This is a genomic window from Kocuria himachalensis, assembly GCF_054784195.1.
In genome coordinates this window covers 69451-81733 of sequence record NZ_BAAGPL010000009.1, presented here as the reverse complement: position 1 = coordinate 81733, position 12283 = coordinate 69451, and the positions used below count along the sequence as shown (strand labels likewise).

Below are 12283 nucleotides of genomic sequence, written 5' to 3'. Positions count from 1 at the left end.
GCCGTCGATCACCGTGGGGGAGCGGGCACCGATCCGTCAGTGCCCAGTGGGAGCCGGACGGTGAAGCGCGTGCGTCCCGGGCGGGACTCCACGTCCACAGTGCCGCCGTGCGCCCGCACCACCGAGCGGACGATGGACAGGCCCAGCCCGGTGCTGCCCTCCCGGGTCTGCCGGGAGGTGTCCAGGCGGCTGAAGCGCTCGAAGAGCCTGCCCTGGAACTCCCGCGGGATGCCCGGGCCCGCGTCGAGGACGGAGGCCTCCGCCCAGCCGTCCCAGGTGGCCCGCACGGCCGCGGTGACCGCGGTGCCGGGCGGGGTGTGCTTGCGGGCGTTGGAGAGCAGGTTGGCCAGCACCTGGTGGAGCTGGGCGACGTCCGCGCGCACGGGCACCGGCTCCTCCGGCACGTCCAGGGCCCAGTCGTGGTCGGGGCCCGCGGCCGAGGCGTCGGTGAGGGCCTCGAGCACGAGCTCGCCGAGGTCCGCGTCCCGCAGCTCCGGGGGGCGGCCCTCGTCCAGGCGGGCCAGTAGCAGCAGGTCCTCGACCAGGGCGGTCATCCGCAGCGTCTGCTGCTCGACCCGGGCCAGCGAGGCGCGGCCGGTGTCGGTCAGGGGCTCGGTGAGCTGCAGCATGTCCGTGTAGCCGCGCACGGCCGCCAGGGGAGTGCGCAGCTCGTGGGAGGCGTCCGCCACGAACTCGCGCAGCCGGGTCTCGGAGTGCTGGCGCGCGGCCAGGGCCGAGTCGACGTTGTCGAGCAGGGAGTTCAGGGCGTGGCCGACCTCCCCGACCTCGGTGCCGGGCCGGGCGAGCTCGGTGGGCACGTGCTGGTCGGCCAGGGAGACCTCCCCGGAGGCCAGCGGCAGACGGGCGACGCCGGAGGCCGCGGCCGAGACCTGTTCCAGCGGCCGCAGGGCACGACGCACGACGACGGTCCCGGCCACCGCCGTGGTCACCAGCGCGAGCAGGCTGCCCGCGGTCATCGTGGTCACGAGCTCCGCCACGGTGTCGTCGACCGACGCCGTGGGCAGCCCGGTCACCAGCACCTGGCTCCCGTTGCGCGCGGTCAGGGCGACCGACTCGACCCGGTATTCGCCCACGGACAGGGCCACGTCGGAGAGCCGGCCCTGCTCCGTGCCCGTGGAGCGCCGACGGTCCCCGAAGCCTCGCTCGTCCGGGCTCTCGGCCTCGAAGGCGCCCGCCTCCTGCAGGGCGGCGACGTCCTCCTCGGGGAGCGGCGCGGGCTCCCCGGACCCGGTGCGGTAGGACGCCGTGACCACCTCGTCCTCCTGCGCCACGGCCACCAGGACGCCCACCGGCTGGCCGGGGGCGTCGAGCGGGTCCCGCTCCAGGGCCGGGTCCCCCCGGGTGAAGGTCAGCGCCCGCCCGGTGGCCTGGCGCAGGGACCCGTCGAGCCGCTCGACGAGGTCCTGGCGGGTGAGCTCCACGATCGTGGCGCCCAGCACGAGGAGGACCACCGCCAGGAGGACGAGCACTCCGGCGATGAGCCGGGTGGCCAGGCGCAGGCGGCGCCGGGATGGCGGCGGCGTCCGAGGGCCGGGGGGCATCAGGACGCGGGCTTGATGACGTAGCCGGCGCCGCGCACGGTGTGGATCATCGGGGCGCGGCCGGCGTCGATCCGCTTGCGGAGGTAGGAGATGTAGAGCTCCACGATGTTGGCCTGGCCCGAGAAGTCGTAGTGCCACACGTTGTCCAGGATCTGGGCCTTGGACAGGACCCGCCGTGGGTTCTCCATCAGGTAGCGCAGCAGCTCGAACTGGGTGGTGGTCAGCTCGATCGGCTCCCCGGCGCGGGTGACCTCGCGGCTGTCGATGTTCAGGACCAGGTCCCCGACCACCAGGGTGGCGCTGTCCTGCGCGGCGGCCCCGGACCGCTGCACGAGCCGGTGCAGCCGGATGAGCACCTCCTCGATCGAGAAGGGCTTCGTCACGTAGTCGTCCCCGCCCGAGGCCAGGCCCTCGATCCGGTCCTGCACCGTGTCCTTGGCCGTGAGGAACAGCACCGGCACCTCGGGATAGGACTGGCGGATCCGGGCCAGGACCTCCAGGCCGTCCAGGCCGGGCAGCATCCGGTCCAGGACCAGCACGTCGGGCGCGAAGTCGCGCGCCTGGGCGACGGCGTCGAAGCCCTCGTGGGAGATCCGGGCGTCCCACCCGCACATGCCCGTGCCCATGGCCACGAGATCGGCGAGGGCCGGCTCGTCGTCCACGACCAGCACCCGGATCGGCGAGCCGTCCGGGTGGGTCAGGCGGGGCAGGACCTCGGTGAGGACGGAGAAGCTGGAGGAGTAGGACATGGGAGCTCCCGGTTCCGGGGCGGACGTGACACTGCCACTGTTGTCCACCAGATTAGGCGCACGTCCTGTGGAACCTGTGTGCAGCCTGTGCCGTGGTGCCAGGACTCTCAGGGACACCGGGACCGCCGGCACAGCCGGGGCACAGACTCCGGACGGACAGTGGAACCACTCGGACCACCCGGACCAGCCACCCACCCACCGGACACCCAGGAGCGGACATGCGCCCCATCACCATCACCGACGCCGTCGAGGCCGCCGCCCGCGCCCAGTACGAGCGGGCTTCCCACTCCGGGGCGCCCCGGTGGGAGGACTGCGCCGAGACCGACCGCGCCGTCTACCGCCACGCGGTGCGGCCCCACGTCGAAGCGGCCGCCCCGTTCATCGCCGCGCGGTCCCTGCAGGACGCCGCCACCGCCTTCGCCACCACCCGCCCCAGCGAGGCCGCCCGGCGCGGCCTCGAGTACCCGGTGGTGGAGCTGCAGGCCATGGCCTACCGGCACACGGCGGCCCAGCGCCCCGTTGCGGTCCCGTCGTCGTCGGCCACGGTCACAGCCCCCGCCCCCGCCGCCGCGCCGCGCCGGGCGCGCGGCGTCCTGAACGCGCTCCGCCCGTCGAGGCGCCCGGAGACCGTGTAGGCGGGCCGTCCAGCCGGCCCTTCCCCGGCGCCGGGCCATGGGCCAGGGTTCCCTCGGGCGGCCGGTGACCGCCCTGGTGCGGCTCACCCGCCGGAGCGTGCTGTTCCGGGAGCGCCGCCCGGGCTGAGGGAGGCCCGCTGGGGCATGAACAGCAGGACGGCGAAGATGGCCGGCCAGAGGAGGAAGAGGCCCAGCACCGGTTCCACGGGCTGCGGCAGGCGCCCGCCCAGGACCATCAGCCCGATCAGCCCGGGCGGCACGAGGAACAGCCCGAGCACCACGCGGTCACCCGTGGGCCGCAGCCGCCGGCGGACGGTGCCGGCCAGCAGGAGCAGCCCCAGCGCCGTGATGAGCACCCCCGAGACGGCGTTGGTCCACGCGAGCTCCCCGTACGCCGCGATCTCCGGGGCCGTGGGCCACCCGAGGGCGGTCGTGAGGACGCCCGCCGCCGCGACGGTCGCGCACAGCGCGATGCCCCGCCGCCGTGCGCGCTCGGAAGCCTCCATGTCCGTCCGCCTCCACGGGTCCGACTGCAGATCTCGGTCCAGTATGGGACACCCCGTGCCTGGGGCACCGCGTCCGACGGAACCGTCCCCGGGCGTGCCGTGGCGTGCCGACGGCCCCGCTGAGCACGCGGGTAGGCTCTCGCCCCATGAGGTCCTGCTCGACCGGCCGGCGGTTCCCGTCCGGCGCCTCCCTCTATCCGCTGGCCGCGGTGGCCATGCTCGGGGCGCTGCTCGCGGTCCTGCTCGACCTCGTCTACGTGGCGTTCCGCAGCCGCGGTGACCCTGACGCGGCGTGCGCCGCCTCCGTGCCGCGGAGCGCGGAGCTCCTTCCCGGGGAGCAGGCCGTCGGCCACCGCACGTGGTGGCCTCCCTCGGTGGTCTGCGAGCACCCCTCCCTGGATCCCACCGCCGCCGTGGTCCACTCGCTCACGCCGGGGTCCCAGCTCGTCTTCTGGGCCGCGGTCGTCGTCTTCGCCGCGGGGCTCCTGACCGTCGGGGCGGTCTGCCTCGGTCACTCCCGCGGGCCGCGGCGCCCGGTGGACGCCGAGGCCTGACCGAGGGGACTCGCGGCCCGGTCCGCGTCAGTGGTCGTGGTCCTGGGCCGTCGTCTGTCGTGCGGCGGGCAGGTGCGGAACGCGCGGCTCCCGCACGGCCCGGTCCTGTGGTGGAACGGGTCTACCGGGCCTCGACCGCGGCGTGCCGGCGCCGCAGCGCCGCGTAGCCCAGGATGAGCAGGCCGGCCACGGCCAGGCCGACGCCCACCCAGGCGGGGGAGCGGTAGCCCCAGCCGGCGGAGATCACGATCCCGCCGAGGAAGGCGCCCATGGCGTTGGCCAGGTTGAACGCCGCGTGGTTCATGGCGGCGGTCAGGGACGGGGCGTCCTTGGCCTCGCGCAGCAGGCGCACCTGCAGCGAGGTCGTGAAGATCGATCCCATGATGCCGATCCACAGCGCCCCCAGGACGGCCGCGACGGGCACGTGGACGAACAGCGCGAAGAACGCCAGGGCCACTCCGGACACGGCGCCGGCGCCGAGGGCGGTGCGCTCGATCGAGCGGTCGATGAGCGGGCCGGCCAGCAGCGATCCCACGGTCATGCCCACACCGAAGACGGCCAGCACCCACGGCACGGTGCCGATGTCGAGGCCGGTCAGCTCGGTCAGGGTCGGGGAGATGTAGGTGTAGACCGCGAACATGCCGCCGAAGCCGACGGACCCGGCCAGCAGCGTCAGGGCCACCTGGGGCCGGGCCAGGGCGCGGACCTCCTGGGCCGCCGAGGCCATGCCCTCGTTGCGGGTGCGCGGCACCCAGAGGGCCAGGGCCCCGATGGTCAGGGCGCCCAGGAGCACCACCAGGAGATAGGCGGAGCGCCAGCCGAGGGCCCCGCCCAGGGCCGCGGCGAACGGCACGCCCACGATGTTGGCGATGGTCAGGCCCAGCATCACCCGGGCCACCGCGGTGCCGCGCCGCTCGCGGGCCACCAGGGAGGAGGCCACCACCGCGGCGACCCCGAAGTAGGCGCCGTGGGGCAGACCGGCGAGGAACCGGGCGACGTAGAGCCACTCGAGGGAGGGCGCGGCGGCCGACAGCCCGTTGCCCACCACGAACGTGAGCATCAGCGCCAGCAGCAGGGTCTTGCGCTCCACCCGGGCGGCGAGGGACGTGATGAGCGGCGCGCCGACCACCACGCCCAGGGCGTAGAGCGAGATGGACTGGCCCACGGCCGGGATGGAGGCGTCGAAGTCCTCGGCGATGAACGGCAGCAGGCCCATCGAGGCGAACTCGGTGGTGCCCACCCCGAAGCCGCCCATCGCCAGGGCGAAGATGGCGAGGCGGGTGCCGGCGGGGCCGGGGGCGTTGACCACCTGGAGCAGGGCGGTGCGGGGTGCGGGCACGGCGGGTCCTTCCGGGGAGGGCGCAGGGACGGGGAACGAGCACGTCGTCGAGCCCGAGCGAAAGGGGAGGGGTGGCTTTCGATGCTACGCGCGTTCGCCCCGGTCTCCCATGCCTGCCGGTGTGATCTTCGTCCGGTCCGCCGGCGCCGGCGGGTGCCCCCGGCGCCGCCTCCGGACCCGCAGAGGCCCGGCCGACCACCTCGTGGCGTGGTCGGCCGGGCCCCTGCGGGTCGAGCGGCAGGTGCGTGCTCAGCGGAAGGCGGAGTGCCCGGTCAGCTGCTGGCCCAGGATGAGGGTGTGCACCTCGTCGGTGCCCTCGTAGGTGCGCACCGACTCGAGGTTGTTGGCGTGGCGCAGCGGCGAGTGCTCGAGGGTGACCCCGTTGCCGCCGAGCATCGTGCGCGCCTCCCGGCACACCTCGATCGCGATCCGGCAGTTGTTGAGCTTGCCCACCGAGATCATGTGGTTCTCCAGACGGCCCTCGTCCTTGAGCCGCCCGATGCGCAGCGCCAGCAGCTGCCCCTTCTGGATCTCCAGGGCCATGTTCACCAGCTTCGCCTGCGAGAGCTGGTAGGCCGCGAGCGGCCTGTCGAACTGGATGCGCTGCTGCGAGTAGGCCAGCGCGGCGTCGAAACTGTCCCGGGCGGCGCCCAGGGCGCCCCACACGATCCCGTAGCGGGCCTCGTTGAGGCACGAGAACGGTCCCCGCAGACCGGGGTTGTGCGGCAGGAGGGCGTCGGCGGGCAGCCGGACGTCCTCGAGGACGATGTCGCACTGGATGGAGGCGCGCATGGACAGCTTCGGCTCGATCGGCGTGGCCGTGAACCCGGGGGTGTCCGTGGGCACGAGGAAGCCGCGGACGCGCTCCTGCCCGCTCTCGTCCACGGCCTTGGCCCAGATCACGGCCACCTGGGCGATCGAGGCGAGGCCGATCCAGCGCTTGGCGCCGTTGAGGACCCACTCGTCGCCGTCGCGCACCGCGGTGGTCGCCATGGTCGAGGGGTCCGATCCGGCGGTGGGCTCCGTGAGGCCGAAGCAGCCGATGATCTCGCCGGCGGCCATGCCGGGCAGCCAGCGCTGCTTCTGCTCCTCGGAGCCGTGCTTGGCGATCGCGGACATCGCCAGCGAGCCCTGCACGGAGACGAACGTGCGCAGACCGGAGTCACCGGCCTCGAGCTCCTGCATCGCGATGCCGTACTGCACCGCGGACTTCCCTGCGCACCCGTAGCCCTGGATGTGCATGCCGAGCAGTCCCAGCTGCGCCATCTCGGGAACGATCTCCTGCGGGAAGACGGCCTCGGCGAACCACCCGGCGATGTACGGCCGGATCCGCCGGTCCACGAACTCGCGGACCGCGTCCCGGGTCTCGAGCTCCTCGGCGCTGAGGTCTGCTTCGACGTTGAGCAGGTCGGTCGCGGCGGCGTTCATGGGTCCTCCTGGGGATCGGGGTGCTCGGATGCCTCTGTCGAGGATGCCGCATCTGTGACCTGGACAACACGGCCCGGCGCATCTTCGGGCTCGAGGCGGCACGGTAAGGCTTTCGTCGCAATTGTCATTTGTGGGGCTTGCCCGCCCGTCCGTGGCATGCTTCGTCTCGTTATGAGGATCGTCATGCTCCGGAAACACGACGTGCCCGATGCAGTAACACGCACTTCCTACCGTCGGAGCAGTACCGCTCGCCCCGCCCCCAAGGAGCAGCCCATGACCGAGCACGCCGGACCAGGACCCGCGCCCGTGGTGCCGCACGCCCGGCGGCCGGACCTCCGGGTGGTGGGCGGAACTGCCGTCGGGCCCGCCCGCACCGGGCCCACCTCCACCGAGGCCGACCCCGACGACGCCGCGCGGGCCCGTGCCGCGGCCGCGCGGGCCGCCCACCCCTCGTCCGGCCTGGGCGTGCCGGGTTTCCAGCGCCCGCAGCCGGCCGCGGATCCGGGGCCGGGCGACCGTCCGGCGCCCCGGGCCGAGGCCCCCGCGGCGCCCCTGGAGGAGCCGCAGGCAGAGCAGCAGCCCGACGTCCCCGCTCTCGCCGTCCCCACTCGCGACGGGCTCGGCCCGCACGTGGTCACGGGCCCGGTGCTCCTGCCGGCGGCCCGGTCCGGCGACGCGCTCAAGGTCGAGGTGCTCGACGTCGTGGACCCCGGCGCGTCCGACGGACCCCTCGAGACCGGGTGCACCGCCTACCTGCCGGTCCGCGCGGACGGCGCCGCCTTCTGCCCCCGGGAGCTCCACAAGGCACTGGGGGCGGCAGGACAGCCCCTGCGCGGCACCTTCCGGGTGACCGTGTGCCGGACCGGCGCCCAGGACGTGCCCGCCGTGGCGCACCGGCAGCCGTTCGCCGAGACCGAGGAGCACTGGATCGTCGTCGGGCGCTCGGGGACGGACGACGTCGACGAGCGGACGTTCTGCCTGACCGCGGCCATGCAGCGGGCCGTGCGCGCCGGGGTGGACTTCCTGGCGCGGGATCGCGGCATGGACCGGCCCATCGCCCACGCCTATCTCTCCAGCGCCGCGGAGTTCGCCGTCACCCGGCTGGAGGACAGCTCCGCGGGCGCCCACGGACGGATCCGCAAGTCCGACTTCCGCTGAGCCACCTCCTCGCAACGGGCTCGTCCGTCCCGTTCCGATCGACGTGCATTCGTAACCGTCACATTTCGCATGAAGTGCGTCACACCCCCCGGTAACCCCCTACTGTGGGTGACGCAGGTCACGCGGGCGTCCGTGCGCGGTCCCGACAACGAGGTCGGGCTGTCGCCGCCGGTAGCACCACGGCCGGGGCGCCCGGTGACCTGTCCAATCCCCCACCGCCACCGGCGTCCGCCGTCACGGCACGGAAACACGGGGACCCCGCACCCGAAACACCGTCTCCCTAGGGTCGAAGGCATTCGAGCACGCCGCCCCTGACCGCAGGAGACCCCCATGACCGAGCACTTCGCCCGCCGCGCCGCCGACGAACTCCAGCGGGGTCTGGGACGGCGGACCTTCTTCCGGGCGGCCACCGCCGTGGCCGCCGCCGGCACGGTCACCGGCACGGGACTGAGCGCGGCATCCGCGGCCGCTCCGATGGGGGCCCAGCACGCGGGAGGCGGCCGCCCCGGGTTCCGGGGCACCGTCCTGCAGCCCGGGAAGGGCAGGATCCCCGGGGACCACTACCTGCCGTCCGACGTGGGCAGCGTGCTGTGGGGCTACGTCCCCTCCCTGGACGCCGAGCCCTCGCTGCGCATGCGCTCGGGGCGCACCGTCACCATCGACGCCGTCTCCCACGAGGGGATCCTCGAGGACCAGGGCCGGGACCCGGTGGAGTTCTTCGGCGGGCGCGGGGTGTCCCGCGCGCAGGTCCTGGAGGACGCGGTCGAGATCGCCCGCGACTACGACCGCACCGAGCGCGACTTCGACCGGGACGGTCCGCACGTGGTGACCGGCCCCGTGTTCGTCGAGGAGGCGCGGCCGGGGGACGTCCTGAAGATCGAGACCCTGCACGCCGACCTGCGCGTGCCGTACGGGGTGGTCTCGAGCCGCCACGGCAAGGGCGCGCTGCCCCGGGCCGCGGACGGCGGCGCCCCCGCCGGGATCGAGCTCGACGAGGTCATGCCCCCGGTCGGCGAGGACGGCCGCGCCACGGGCGAGCCCGAGGACTACGGCAACGTCTCGGTCTTCACCCCGGTCGAGAAGGGGCAGGGCGTGATGGGCGGAGGCCGGGTCCGCTTCCCGCTGCGGCCGTTCATGGGCATGATGGGCGTCGCCCACCACCAGGGCTCCGGGCCCACCGACGACCTGCTCAACTCGATCCCGCCGACGCTGGGCGGCGGCAACATCGACATCCGCCACCTCGGCGTGGGCTCCACCTTCTACCTGCCCGTGCAGACGGACGGCGCGCTGTTCTACGTGGGTGACCCGCACATGGCCATGGGCGACGGCGAGGTGGCGCTGACCGCGATGGAGGGCTCGCTGCGCGGCACGTTCCGCCTCACGGTCTGCAGGGCGGGGGAGGGTGACGCGCCCTCCGTGGCCCACGCCTACCCCTTCGCGGAGACCGACGAGCACTGGATCCCGATCGGTCTGTCGGACCCGGACGGCGCGGCCGGCGGCCAGAGGTCCGACCTGGACGTGGCGATGCGCCGGGCCGTGGTCAACGCCCTGGACTTCCTGGAGCAGGACAAGGGCATGGACCGGGCGGTGGCCTACGCCTACCTCTCGGCCGCCGCGGACTTCGCCGTCTCCCAGGTGGTGGACCGCACCGTGGGGGTGCACGGGCTGATCCGCAAGGCGGACTTCGACCGCTCCTGAGCCTGCACTGTTAATCTGCGGGCATGACATCGTCCGACCGGGCCCCCGCCACGTCCCTGCCGCGCACGCTCGCGCGGGTGCTCCTCGGGCTCGTCCTGCTCGGCGCCGGGATCAGCCACCTGACGGTGGCCCGTCAGGAGTTCACGGCCCAGGTGCCCGAGTGGGTGCCCGTCCCCGACGACGCCGTGGTGCTCGGGTCCGGGGTGGTGGAGATCCTCCTCGGTGCCGCGCTGGTGGTCCTGCCCCGGCGGCGGGTGCTGCTCGGGTGGCTCGCCGCGGCGTTCTTCGTGGCCGTATTCCCGGGCAACGTCTCGCAGTACCTCACGGGCACCGACGCCTTCGGTCTGGACACGGACCGCGCCCGGGCCGTGCGCCTGTTGTTCCAGCCGCTGCTCGTGCTGTGGGCGCTGTGGTCCACCGGGGCGTGGCGGGCGTGGCGCCGCTCCCGCCGGGATCAGTCCCGGCGGTCGGCGTAACGGTCGGCGTAGCGGTCCCGCGCGCGCCGGTACAGGGTGAACGTGCCGAGATAGGCGAGGGCCGCGAGCACCACGACGGGCAGCCACTCCTGGGCGTCCACGGAGGTCAGCAGCGCCCCGGCCGAGGTCAGCACCAGGGCCAGGACGAGCAGGCTGGCGACGATCGACTTCACGGGCGTCCTTCCGGGGCGCGGAGGCGGGGCGGAACCCCTCCAGCGTAGCGGCCCCGTGTCATCGGTCCGGTGTCGTCGGGCCCGGCGGTGGCGGCCCGGAGCAGGAGGCCCGGGGCTCAGCAGGCCGCGGCGAGCGCGGGGCCGGACCCACCCGCGCGGGACTGCGCGGGGACGTCGCCCAGGTGCAGCAGGTCCACCACGTCCGCCTCGTCGAGCGCGGCCTCGCGGGCCAGGAGGGTGATCGGCACGCCGTGGCGCACAGCCAGGCGGAGCTCCTCGCGCAGGGCCTCGACGGCCTGGTCCAGCCGCCAGCGCTCGGCCTCGAGGTCGGCCTCGAAGGTGCGCAGGCGCTGGGCCTGCTCCTCGGCGTCCGCGGCGGCGAGGGACCCGGCGTCCGCCACGGCCTGGTCGAAGGACCACTCGGCGGTCTCGACGCGTCCGGCCGCGGCCAGGACCCGGCGGGTGAAGAACGGGCGGAACAGCATCGTCTCGCCCTCGGGAACGATCGAGGGCTCCGTGCGCTCGGGTAGCGCCGTCTCCTGCAGGAAGCCGCAGCCGCACGCGTGCACCCGCCGGCCCTCGACCGCGGCCTGGGCCACGGCGTGGTTGACGCGGTCCTGCACCTCGGCGAAGTCGAGGGTGCGCACCGGCATGGGCCGCCCGCAGTGCACGGGGTAGGCGGAGAGGTCCCTCGGATCGTCCTGGACCGCCCGGAGAAAGGAGAGGTCGGCCTGCTCGTCGGTGCTCCTGGACTTCTGCTGCTGGCTCATTCCTCGACCTCTTCCTCACGTACCCTGCTGCGTTCCGCTGCGACTGCCTGCGGGCTCCGGGGGAACCGCACGAGTCCCATCGAACAGCAGTATTGCTAGGTTGTCTAGTTATCAGAGAAACTCTTTTGTAGATCGCCTACACTGTGGGCATGAGCGCACAACCCGAGACCTCCTCCGGCTACTGGTATGCCACCGAGGGTCAGCGCCCGCCGGCGCTGCAGGTCCTCGAAGCCATGCGCGCGTACCGCGCGGCCGAGACGGCCATGCGCCTCCGCACCCGTGAGTCCATGGGCATGGGGGAGAGGGACGTGCTGGCCCTGCGCTACCTGCTCGAGGCGGACCGCGCCGGGACCCCCCTGAGTCCGCGGGACCTGGCGAGCAAGCTGGGCATCTCCTCGGCCTCCACCACCACGCTGCTGGACCGGCTGACCCGCAGCGGCCACGTGGCGCGCCGCCCGCACCCCACGGACCGGCGGGCGCTGGTGATCGTGGCCACCGACGAGGCCGACTGCGAGGTCCGCTCCACCCTCGGGGCCGTGCACGAGCGCATGATGCGCGCCGCGCGCGCGCTGACCGCCGAGGAGGCCGCCACCGTCACCGCCTTCCTGCACGCGATGGCGGAGGCGGTCGAGGCCGTCGACGAGCCCCAGTCAAAGGCGCGGGTCGAGGACCGCCGGCATCAGGGTCCCGGAGCCGCCTGAGCCGGGCGCCCGCTCCGCCGGGCACCGCACCGGCAGGTCGCCGCTCGCGCGGGACCTCTCGGCACCAGGTCCCCGGCACCAGACCCCCGGCACAGGACGCCGGGGCACGAAAGGAGATCCCCATGGGACTCGACGACAAGATCCGCAACGCGACCGACAAGGCGGTCGGCTCGGCCAAGGAGGCGGTCGGTGGCGCCACCGACAACCGCGACCTGCAGGCCGAGGGCAAGGTGCAGAAGACGGCCGGGAGCACGAGACAGGCCGGCGAGCACCTGAAGGACGCCGCCCGGAACGTCGGCGACGGCCTGAAGAGCTGAGGCGACGAGTGCGCCCCCGGCCCGGGAGAGGGTGGGGGCGCACCGTTGCGCCGCAGCGCACCGTGCAGACCGGACCCGCCGGGGAACGGGCCGCCGGTCTGCGGCACCGGTGTGTGAGCCAGCGCCGGACAATAATCTACCAGTCGGTAAGAATCGCCGGGACCACCCTGGTCGTCCTCCGACCACGGCGGACCGTCCCTGCCACGACGCCGGTCCC

At 74.0% G+C, this 12283-nt stretch carries 14 protein-coding genes; 7 read left to right on the top strand and 7 right to left on the bottom strand.

The features are described 5' to 3' along the window. Nucleotides 1-8: 8 nt before the first annotated feature. Both ACYVM4_RS07185 and ACYVM4_RS07180 read right to left on the bottom strand, forming a co-directional pair. Nucleotides 9-1562, bottom strand: coding sequence for a sensor histidine kinase (locus tag ACYVM4_RS07185; protein WP_460668091.1), 1554 nt, complete (start codon nt 1560-1562; stop codon nt 9-11). Continuing rightward, nucleotides 1562-2311 (bottom strand): response regulator transcription factor, encoded by a 750-nt coding sequence (locus ACYVM4_RS07180; RefSeq protein WP_368821891.1) that lies wholly within the window; start codon nt 2309-2311, stop codon nt 1562-1564. Before ACYVM4_RS07180 ends, ACYVM4_RS07185 begins: the two co-directional genes overlap by 1 nt. A 218-nt stretch (nt 2312-2529) precedes the next feature. Here ACYVM4_RS07180 and ACYVM4_RS07175 point away from each other — a divergent pair, with 218 nt between their 5' ends. Beyond that, nucleotides 2530-2946 (top strand): hypothetical protein, encoded by a 417-nt coding sequence (locus tag ACYVM4_RS07175; protein WP_368821892.1) that lies wholly within the window; start codon nt 2530-2532, stop codon nt 2944-2946. A gap of 83 nt (nt 2947-3029) precedes the next feature. Here ACYVM4_RS07175 and ACYVM4_RS07170 read toward each other — a convergent pair whose 3' ends face one another. After that, on the bottom strand, nt 3030-3452 hold the full coding sequence (locus tag ACYVM4_RS07170; protein WP_368821894.1) for a hypothetical protein: 423 nt from the start codon (nt 3450-3452) through the stop codon (nt 3030-3032). 146 nt (nt 3453-3598) lie between these two features. Between ACYVM4_RS07170 and ACYVM4_RS07165 the strand changes: the two genes are divergently transcribed. Then, entirely contained in the window at nt 3599-4006 is a 408-nt protein-coding gene (locus ACYVM4_RS07165; protein ID WP_460668090.1) for a hypothetical protein, read from the top strand. A 121-nt stretch (nt 4007-4127) separates the two neighbouring features. Here ACYVM4_RS07165 and ACYVM4_RS07160 read toward each other — a convergent pair whose 3' ends face one another. Continuing rightward, nucleotides 4128-5345, bottom strand: a complete 1218-nt coding sequence (locus ACYVM4_RS07160) for an MFS transporter (RefSeq protein ID WP_460668089.1) — start codon at nt 5343-5345, stop codon at nt 4128-4130. Between the two features lie 249 nt (nt 5346-5594). Continuing rightward, nucleotides 5595-6773: an acyl-CoA dehydrogenase family protein gene (locus ACYVM4_RS07155; RefSeq protein ID WP_460668088.1), complete on the bottom strand. Its 1179-nt coding sequence runs from the start codon at nt 6771-6773 to the stop codon at nt 5595-5597. A gap of 273 nt (nt 6774-7046) precedes the next feature. Here ACYVM4_RS07155 and ACYVM4_RS07150 point away from each other — a divergent pair, with 273 nt between their 5' ends. The 3 genes from ACYVM4_RS07150 (at nt 7047) to ACYVM4_RS07140 (ending at nt 10105) form a co-directional block, all read left to right on the top strand. Continuing rightward, entirely contained in the window at nt 7047-7931 is an 885-nt protein-coding gene (locus ACYVM4_RS07150; RefSeq protein ID WP_460668087.1) for a hypothetical protein, read from the top strand. Nucleotides 7932-8261: 330 nt separating this feature from the next. Then, nucleotides 8262-9629: an acetamidase/formamidase family protein gene (locus ACYVM4_RS07145; protein WP_460668086.1), complete on the top strand. Its 1368-nt coding sequence runs from the start codon at nt 8262-8264 to the stop codon at nt 9627-9629. A gap of 23 nt (nt 9630-9652) precedes the next feature. Next, a complete protein-coding gene (locus ACYVM4_RS07140) occupies nt 9653-10105 on the top strand; it encodes a DoxX family protein (RefSeq protein WP_368821903.1) in 453 nt (150 codons plus the stop codon). Here the strand turns inward: ACYVM4_RS07140 and ACYVM4_RS07135 are convergent. Beyond that, a complete protein-coding gene (locus tag ACYVM4_RS07135; RefSeq protein WP_368821905.1) occupies nt 10084-10278 on the bottom strand; it encodes a hypothetical protein in 195 nt (64 codons plus the stop codon). The two genes, ACYVM4_RS07140 and ACYVM4_RS07135, sit on opposite strands and share 22 nt — an antisense overlap. A 116-nt stretch (nt 10279-10394) precedes the next feature. Continuing rightward, the gene (locus tag ACYVM4_RS07130) at nt 10395-11048 is read right to left on the bottom strand and encodes a hypothetical protein (protein WP_368821907.1); all 654 of its coding nucleotides are present in this window, start codon (nt 11046-11048) and stop codon (nt 10395-10397) included. A gap of 149 nt (nt 11049-11197) precedes the next feature. Between ACYVM4_RS07130 and ACYVM4_RS07125 the strand changes: the two genes are divergently transcribed. Together ACYVM4_RS07125 and ACYVM4_RS07120 are read left to right on the top strand one after the other, a co-directional pair. Continuing rightward, the gene (locus ACYVM4_RS07125) at nt 11198-11749 is read left to right on the top strand and encodes a MarR family winged helix-turn-helix transcriptional regulator (RefSeq protein ID WP_368821909.1); all 552 of its coding nucleotides are present in this window, start codon (nt 11198-11200) and stop codon (nt 11747-11749) included. 122 nt (nt 11750-11871) lie between these two features. Beyond that, entirely contained in the window at nt 11872-12066 is a 195-nt protein-coding gene (locus ACYVM4_RS07120) for a CsbD family protein (RefSeq protein ID WP_368821910.1), read from the top strand. The last annotated feature ends 217 nt before the right edge of the window (nt 12067-12283 follow it).

Excerpts from the sequence above, each read along its gene's own strand:
- ACYVM4_RS07155 (WP_460668088.1), bottom strand. The coding sequence starts at position 6,773 with ATGAACGCCGCCGCGACCGACCTGCTCAACGTCGAAGCAGACCTCAGC.
- ACYVM4_RS07175 (WP_368821892.1), top strand. The coding sequence starts at position 2,530 with ATGCGCCCCATCACCATCACCGACGCCGTCGAGGCCGCCGCCCGCGCC.
- ACYVM4_RS07165 (WP_460668090.1), top strand. The coding sequence starts at position 3,599 with ATGAGGTCCTGCTCGACCGGCCGGCGGTTCCCGTCCGGCGCCTCCCTC.
- ACYVM4_RS07145 (WP_460668086.1), top strand. The coding sequence starts at position 8,262 with ATGACCGAGCACTTCGCCCGCCGCGCCGCCGACGAACTCCAGCGGGGT.
- ACYVM4_RS07130 (WP_368821907.1), bottom strand. The coding sequence starts at position 11,048 with ATGAGCCAGCAGCAGAAGTCCAGGAGCACCGACGAGCAGGCCGACCTC.
- ACYVM4_RS07180 (WP_368821891.1), bottom strand. The coding sequence starts at position 2,311 with ATGTCCTACTCCTCCAGCTTCTCCGTCCTCACCGAGGTCCTGCCCCGC.
- ACYVM4_RS07120 (WP_368821910.1), top strand. The coding sequence starts at position 11,872 with ATGGGACTCGACGACAAGATCCGCAACGCGACCGACAAGGCGGTCGGC.
- ACYVM4_RS07150 (WP_460668087.1), top strand. The coding sequence starts at position 7,047 with ATGACCGAGCACGCCGGACCAGGACCCGCGCCCGTGGTGCCGCACGCC.
- ACYVM4_RS07185 (WP_460668091.1), bottom strand. The coding sequence starts at position 1,562 with ATGCCCCCCGGCCCTCGGACGCCGCCGCCATCCCGGCGCCGCCTGCGC.
- ACYVM4_RS07125 (WP_368821909.1), top strand. The coding sequence starts at position 11,198 with ATGAGCGCACAACCCGAGACCTCCTCCGGCTACTGGTATGCCACCGAG.
- ACYVM4_RS07170 (WP_368821894.1), bottom strand. The coding sequence starts at position 3,452 with ATGGAGGCTTCCGAGCGCGCACGGCGGCGGGGCATCGCGCTGTGCGCG.
- ACYVM4_RS07140 (WP_368821903.1), top strand. The coding sequence starts at position 9,653 with ATGACATCGTCCGACCGGGCCCCCGCCACGTCCCTGCCGCGCACGCTC.